3 protein-coding genes are annotated in these 7,509 nt (G+C 60.5%); all 3 read right to left on the bottom strand.

What is annotated here, in order from left to right; all coding sequences use genetic code 11:
- Positions 1 to 1,326, bottom strand: a 1,326-nt coding sequence (locus tag ABHT90_RS00015; RefSeq protein ID WP_271759584.1) for a GH25 family lysozyme, incomplete at its 3' end; no start/stop codon positions are given.
- A 148-nt stretch (positions 1,327 to 1,474) separates the two neighbouring features.
- Positions 1,475 to 4,591 carry an NlpC/P60 family protein gene (locus ABHT90_RS00010; protein WP_346981205.1) on the bottom strand — a complete coding sequence of 1,039 codons (3,117 nt, stop codon included), beginning with the start codon at positions 4,589 to 4,591 and terminating at the stop codon, positions 1,475 to 1,477.
- A gap of 30 nt (positions 4,592 to 4,621) precedes the next feature.
- Positions 4,622 to 7,509, bottom strand: a 2,888-nt coding sequence (locus ABHT90_RS00005) for a C39 family peptidase (protein ID WP_346981204.1), incomplete at its 5' end; no start/stop codon positions are given.

Below are 7,509 nucleotides of genomic sequence, written 5' to 3'. Positions count from 1 at the left end.
GGCCTCGACGGCGCGGCCCTGGCCGGTGGTGCCGCCCTCGGAGGCCGAGGGGGTGTCCCAGCCCTGCCAGCCGACGCCACTTACATTGGCGTTAATTTGCACAGAGCCATCTTCAACGGGATTCAAGATGCTGACCTTAAGATCCTCCACTGATTTAGACTGCCCCGTTGTGCCAGCCGTAGATCCGTCGCGCTTGCTGCTCATCCAGCCAATATTCGAGACATGCGCCTCATACTGAATATGCATCTTGCTGTCATCTACGTTGAGAAGAGAACCGTTGAAGCAGTAGTTCATGTCACAGCGTCCGTTGACGCCCGGGACATTGCCACTGCTTGAATACTGCCAGAAACTGTAGCTGCCAGCATAATCGCAACGCCAATTATATTGAGCGACCCAATGGTCATAACCGCTCAACGACGGAGAATTCAGGTAGTTGTTAAGCCAGTTAAGGTTCGCATAGATACCCGACTTAAAGCCAACGGCCTCCATACGGTTGCAAAAAGCCTGCGCAATCTGGGTAAGCTTATCCTTGCTGAAATCCGGATCTTGCAAGATATAACTATCCTCAAGATCATAATAAACGGGAAGCGACGGATGATGGCCGCCGAGCCAAGCAAGTGTCCTGTCGGCCTCTTTATTGGCATCCTCTACAGAACGGGCGTAGGAGTAGTAATACACGCCATAAGGAATGCCGAGGCGTTCACATTCAGCAGCGTTCCTTTCAAAAGAATCGTCAGGTTTTCCGTAAACCGGACCGACCTTGAGAATGGCAAAATCAATCCCCGCGGCCTTAACCTTATTCCAATCAACAGTTCCTTGATGATTGCTGACATCGATGCCGCGCGCAACAGCGCCATTGGGCAAAGGATCGTCAGTTAAAGACTGCGCATCGATGTCGCCATTGTCAGAATCGATAAGCACGCCGTTTTCGAAACGCCAAGAGTTCGGTTCCAAAGAGTCGGCTTCGCAGGAATTCATTTCAGTGGAATCATCGGTTGGGGCTTCACCGTTTGACTCGTCAACACGAGACTCTTCGATGCCAATTCCAGGCTGTTCGCCTGAATCAGAGTCTACACCCCCATCAGGACGAGCAGCATTTGCATCGTCACCATACCATTCGGTTACACCCTGAGAACCCGAGGCATCGTCCTGCGCTCCCTGAGAGCTTGCACCTTGAGATTCGTACTCGTTCGATGTTTGCGAGACCGACTGCGAAGCAGCGGCGGCCTGGACCGACAGCGCATACGCGCTGTAAGGCTGAATGATTTGCGACCAGCCCATCAATAGCGTACAAACCAAAGCAGCAGACGCTTTAAGACGTTTCATGCATATCCCCCGAGACAGTAACCACAGATAAAGAAACGAATACTAGCTATATTATCGCACTTCCATACAGGCATTTAAAGCTTAGGAAAGCACCAGTTAGCACACAGTCAAAAAGAGGCGCTCCTGCAACGGAGCGCCTCAACAGACTCTATGCGAAAGGCCTAGCGGCACCGATTACACGACCTGGAGCATTGACCGAGCGCTCGGTCACACCGATCCCAGGCCACGAATCAATGATTCGACCGTTTCCGATATAGATTCCAATATGGCCCTGGTAGTAGACCACATCTCCCCTCTGCATAGCAGAAGTGCTAACCGGCATAAACGTGTTGTTGCGATACCAATTCATGGAGTTGTAGGTTTGCTCGGGCAACCAACGATGGTTATACGGGTTATACCAACCCATATCCATGCCAGTCGCATACAGACATTGCAGCACTAAGCCCGAACAATCAACCGCATCCCCCGGCCAAGAAGACCAAGGCTCGATATAACGCGTCCCGATATATTCACGAGCACGCTGGACGAATGCGTTGATGCAATCCTGTCGCGAAGCGTTGTAAGGAATTCGAGAAGGCGTGACATACGTAAAGTAACCGGTGCAATACGAAGGAAGCTGCACGCTATTGCAACTAACCTTTGGATAAGATCCCGGGGTCTGATACCCCATATAACGATAGGTCTCAAAATACGAATCAGACGTAGAGCCTGGTGCGGAAGCGCCCTTGGGAACAATCTTTACCTGTAATGCCTGAACAGGAATGCCAAGCTTCGTGGTGCCCGCCGGTGATCCATTTTTGGTCCAGCCAAGCCATCCGTAATTTGACACGTGGACGCGATACCAGACATCAAAGTAATTCGAAACGTCACCAGTCAAATTAATCTTCACAGCTTGGATTTGTTGTCCCTGTCCAATGGTTCCCGCTGTGGCTCCATCTGAGACAGCAGATTGCCAGCCGATATTGGATACGTGGGCGGAATACGAAATGCCACCGTTCATGGAACTATCGGAAAGGGACAGTTGCATTGCCTCCATGGCACGGTTCTGCCCAACCGTTCCGGCAACACCGCCATTGCCAACAGACGCTTGCCAGCCAAGACCGGAGCAATTTGCCTTAGCGGATAGCCCAGGAAGCTGGATCAACGCAGCATGATCTTGAACGGGAGCGTCGGACGAACCCTTGGCAACCAACTTAATTTGAATTGCCTCGGCCTGCTTAGACAGCCCAACGGTGCCAGCTGCGGCGTCATTTTTAGCCCAACCAAGCCAACCATAATCCGCCGCATGAATACGGTAGTAAATATTGTATTTTGACGAGTCGTTGCCAGTGAGCCTTAATTTAACCGCCTGAATTGCGAGGCCCTTGCCAACAGTGCCAGCATAGGAAGCACCCGAAACGTATGGCTGCCAACCGATATTCGCAACGTGTGCTGACACTTCAACGGAGGCATCGATGCCCTGCGTCGAAATATACAACGCCTGCAGAGAACGAGACATGCCCGTCTGGCCGGCAGTTTCGCCATTGCCAACGGGAGCCAACCAGCCCGCAGAAGCAACGTGCGCCTGGGATACAAGACCGATTCCCGACGTTTCGGTAAATGCATTACCGGTAGAACCAGGGGCAGGTTGACCCTTACGAACAAGTGCAACATCTATGCCGCACAAACCGGAAGAACCACCAGAAACGCCACATGCCTGACCATTTGACGTCCAGCCCGTCCAGCCATTACCGGAATCGTATACTCGATACCAAATGTCATAATTGGCAGCAAACTGGCCGCTCAGCGACATTTTTATCGCTTTAATGGGTGCGCCGGATACCGCCTTGGCGGCGCCGCCATCCGATTCGGAAGCACCCCAGCCTGAATATGCATCCATAACGGCATAGGAAATTGACCCGTCATCAGTTTGGCCTGCAACGCTTAAGGCAATGGAGTTCAGCAGTTTGGCGCCCTTGCCTCCAATCGTAGCCTTTTGACCAGAAGATAAGCAAAGACTCTCCCCAGAAACGGCGGATCCGGAAACCGCAACAGCATCTAGATCGCCGATAAAGACCTTGCTCGAAGAGCCAGGCGCTGCTCCGCCTTTCTCCACAAGGATTACCTTTACCGCTTCGATAGCCTTGCCTTTACCGGCAGAACCAGCGGCAGCTCCATTACAAGCCCAATCGAGCCAGCCTATACCCGAGACATGAGCACAGTACCAAATGTCATATTTTTCAGCTGCCTCACCGGTTAGACGAATCTGAACGGCTTCGAGACGCTGAGACTTACCAGTCGTTCCACAGTGCCCCTCAGACCACTGTTGCCAGCCGACATTAGAAACATGGCCACGAAGCTCAATGGAGCCCGAGTGACCATACCAGCCAAGCTGAGCCTCAAGCGCCTCCATGGGGAGGCCCCTACCAGTTGTCCCGGCAACAGATCCGCCGCCTACGGGCGACATCCAACCAATATTCGACGTATGTGAGCGAACAGTGATTGAGGCAGGTTCATCGCTACGGCTCTTAAAAGGACAGGCGGTGTCGCCCGGGGCGGGGTCGCCCTTGGGCAGGACCGCGACCTGGACGGCCTGGACGGCGCGGCCGTAGCCCGCCGAGCCGGCGTCGGCGCCGTCGCACGCCCAGCCCAGCCAGCCGAACTCGGCGGAGTGGACGCGGTACCAGACGGTGTAGCGGGCCGACAGCTCCCCGGACAGCCTGACCCTCAGGGCCTCGACGGCGCGGGACTGGCCGGTCGTGCCGGCGGTGCCGCCGTTGCCGACGGCGGCCTGCCAGCCGACGTTGGAGACGTGGGCCTCGACGGATATGGCATTTGCAATCTGTTCTTGAGAGGTGGCTCCATCCACTTCAAGTGAGATTTTTAGCGCCTCAAGATTCAAGCCCCTACCCGTGGTTCCGGCAACCTTACCCGAACTAACCGGATCCATCCAGCCAATATTCTGCACATGGGCAGAAACACTAACGTTTTTGACGGTGAGCTGATCGTTGGAGGCAGAATCAGCGGCAGCGGCTTCGTTAGTCTCCCCCGATAAGACCTGCTGCGCGTCTTGAGGCTCGCTATCTACGGAGCCAGCATCCGATTCTTGCCCCCCAGAGATAGGCTCAGCTTGATTGGAAGTAGAGCCTTCAAGATGAAAGCTGTTTGAATCATCAGATCCGTCAATTGAATAATCGGCATATGCAGCAGTCACGGCCCATGATTGACTCATGAACAGCGCGATAACCACAAGTATAGAAACGGACACATCTAAGAGACGCTTCACGATTCCACCTTCCTTCGACTTCGACGGCGCCTATTTAATGACGACCGCCTGAGCTCCTCTTTGCGAGTATAGCGAAGCAATGCGCTGAGCTGAGTTAGAGACATAGCCAGCGAGTGAATCAGCAATGTAAACGGTACCTAGGGAGCGATTAAAGCCTCTTAAGACAACGGTGTGAGAGTTGGTATAGGTTCTATAAACCCTTCCGCCGTAAGCCTGAGTCGCATAGCAACTTCCCAGGTTTTGCATACCTATCGTTGACCAAATAATAACGGGATGTCCAGCTTCCAAGTACGAATAAAGGTCATAGAAACCAGTACCGGTCACATCGTAGGCTCGCAAACTACTACCACTGCTAATCAAGAAAGAATTCGCGGTGTTGGTCAGTCCGGGAGCAGATATGCAGTTTCCATTCGAAGCGCTATGAGGATTGCCCCAAAACGCCGTAACAAAATCCCAACTGCTCCTAGGCATATACGCGTCTGCAATGACGGTTTTACCCAAACCAAATCCGTAATAGTTAAGCGCATTGGTCAATGCAACGGACTCGCAGCCAGTCGGAAGCTCGGGGTTCTGCATTGTACAAGGGACGTTGAGAACAACCGAATTCGGATGCAATGGGCGGTCCCTGTACGCGCCGTCCGTCGGGCCCGGGGCCGCCGAGCCCTTCGCGAGGACGCGGACCTGGAGCGCCTCTACGCGGTAGCCGATGCCGGTCGTGCCGGCGCGGGCCCCGTCGCTGGCCCAGCCGAGCCAGCCGTAGTCCTGCACGTAGGCGCGGTACCACACGTCGTAGTACTCGGAGAGGTCGCCGGTCAGGCGCATCTTCACGCACTCGACCGCCCTGCCCTGGCCGGTGGTGCCCGCCACGGCGCCGCCCGAGACCTCGTCCTGCCAGCCGACGCCGGAGACGTGGGCGCTGTAGGACAGGCCGCCGGAGACCGGCGAGGAGACCTCGGCGGCGATCGCCTCGACGGCGCGGGACTGGCCGGTCGTGCCGGCGGTGCCGCCGTTGCCGACGGCGGGCTGCCAGCCGACGCCGGAGACGTGGGCCCTGAGGCTGAGCGAGGGGACGGAGAGCTCGGCGGGGTCGCCCGTCGAGGGGGCGTCGCCGCCCTTCTCGACGAGGACGGCCTGGATGGCCTCTGCCTGGACGCCGAGCCCCTCGGTGCCCGCGGCCTCGCCGTCCTTGGCCCAGCCGAGCCAGCCGTAGCCGGCCGCGTGGACGCGGTACCACACGTCGTAGCGCTCGGAGACGGGGCCGGAGAGGGACACCCTCACGGCCTGGACGGCGCGGCCCTGCCCCACCGTGCCGGCGTAGGAGGGGGCGGAGGCGGCGTCCTGCCAGCCGATGCCGGCCACGTGGGCCGCGACGGAGACGGAGCTCCCCTCGCCCGCCCCCTCGAGGGAGGCGCGCACGGCCTGGAGCGCGAGGCCCCTGCCGGTCGTGCCGACGTCCTCGCCGCCGCCCACCGCGGGCAGCCAGCCGCGCTCGGCGACATGGCCCTGCAGGACGAGCGACGGGCCGGAGGCGGCGCCGGAGACGTAGGCCCCCTCGGCCGGGCCGGGGGCGCCGGAGCCCTTCGCGACGAGGGCGACCTGAACGGCGGTGAGGCCCGAGGCGCCGGACTCGACGCCGGAGGGCTCGCCGGCGCTCGCCCAGCCGAGCCAGCCGCGCGCGGAGTCACAGGAGCGGTACCAGACGTCGTAGCGCTCCGCGAGGCCGCCGGACAGCTCGAAGCGGACGGCCTTGAGCTGGAGCCCGCCGCCCGAGGCGCCGAGCTGCGCCCCGTCGGAGCTGGTCTCCCCCTGCCAGCCGGAGCCCAGCAGCAGGCCGCGGTAGCAGACCGACCCGTCGGACTCGAGGTTGTCGACGGTCGCGGCGACGGAGCCCAGCACGGGCCCCCTCTCGGAGCCGAGCGTCAGGACCCCGCCCGAGAACGACGAGCCCGCCGGCGAGCCGGCGACGGAGATGGACGACCCGGACAGGCGCTCGCCGGCGCCGCGGAAGGCCCCGCCGGCCGGCCCCGGCGCGGCGCCGCCCTTGGGGACGAGCACGACCTGGACGGCCTGGACGGCCTTCGACAGGCCAACCGTGCCCGCGGACGCGCCGTCCTTGGCCCAGCCGAGCCAGCCGTAGTCGGAGCAGTGCACGCGGTACCAGACGTCGCAGGACGAGGCGGCCTCGCCGGAGAGCCTGAACTGGAGCGCCTCGACCGCTAGGGAGCGCCCGGTGGTGCCGGCGGTCCCCGAGGTCCAGCCCTGCCAGCCGACGTTCGAGACGTGGGCCCTCACCTCGAGGGAGGAGGATCCGTGCCCGTACCAGGAGACGGAGCCCGAGAGGGCCTCGAGGGCGCGGCCCTGCCCGGTGGTGCCGGCGACGGCGCCGTCCGAGACGGAGCCCTGCCAGCCGATGCCGGCGACGTGGGCGCGGTAGGAGACGGAGGGGGGCTCGGAGGACCTGTCGACGAACGGGGTGGCGGTGTCGCCCGGGGCGGGGTCGCCCTTGGGCAGGACCGCGACCTGGACGGCCTGGACGGCGCGGCCGTAGCCCGCCGAGCCGGCGTCGGCGCCGTCGCACGCCCAGCCCAGCCAGCCGAACTCGGCGGAGTGGACGCGGTACCAGACGGTGTAGCGGGCCGACAGCTCCCCGGACAGCCTGACCCTCAGGGCCTCGACGGCGCGGGACTGGCCGGTCGTGCCGGCGGTGCCGCCGTTGCCGACGGCGGCCTGCCAGCCGACGTTGGAGACGTGGGCCTCGACGGATATGGCGTCGGCGCCGAGGGGCTCGCCGGTCGAGGCGTCGGACAGGACGAGGCGCAGCGCCTCGAGGGGGAGCCCCCTGCCGGTCGTGCCGGCGACCTCGCCGCCGGCGACGGCGCCCATCCAGCCGATATTGGAGACGTGGGCCGAGTATGAGA

The organism is Collinsella aerofaciens (assembly GCF_039758815.1).
GTDB classification, from domain to species: Bacteria; Actinomycetota; Coriobacteriia; order Coriobacteriales; family Coriobacteriaceae; genus Collinsella; species Collinsella aerofaciens_BP.
This window is presented reverse-complemented; position numbering and strand designations above follow the sequence as displayed.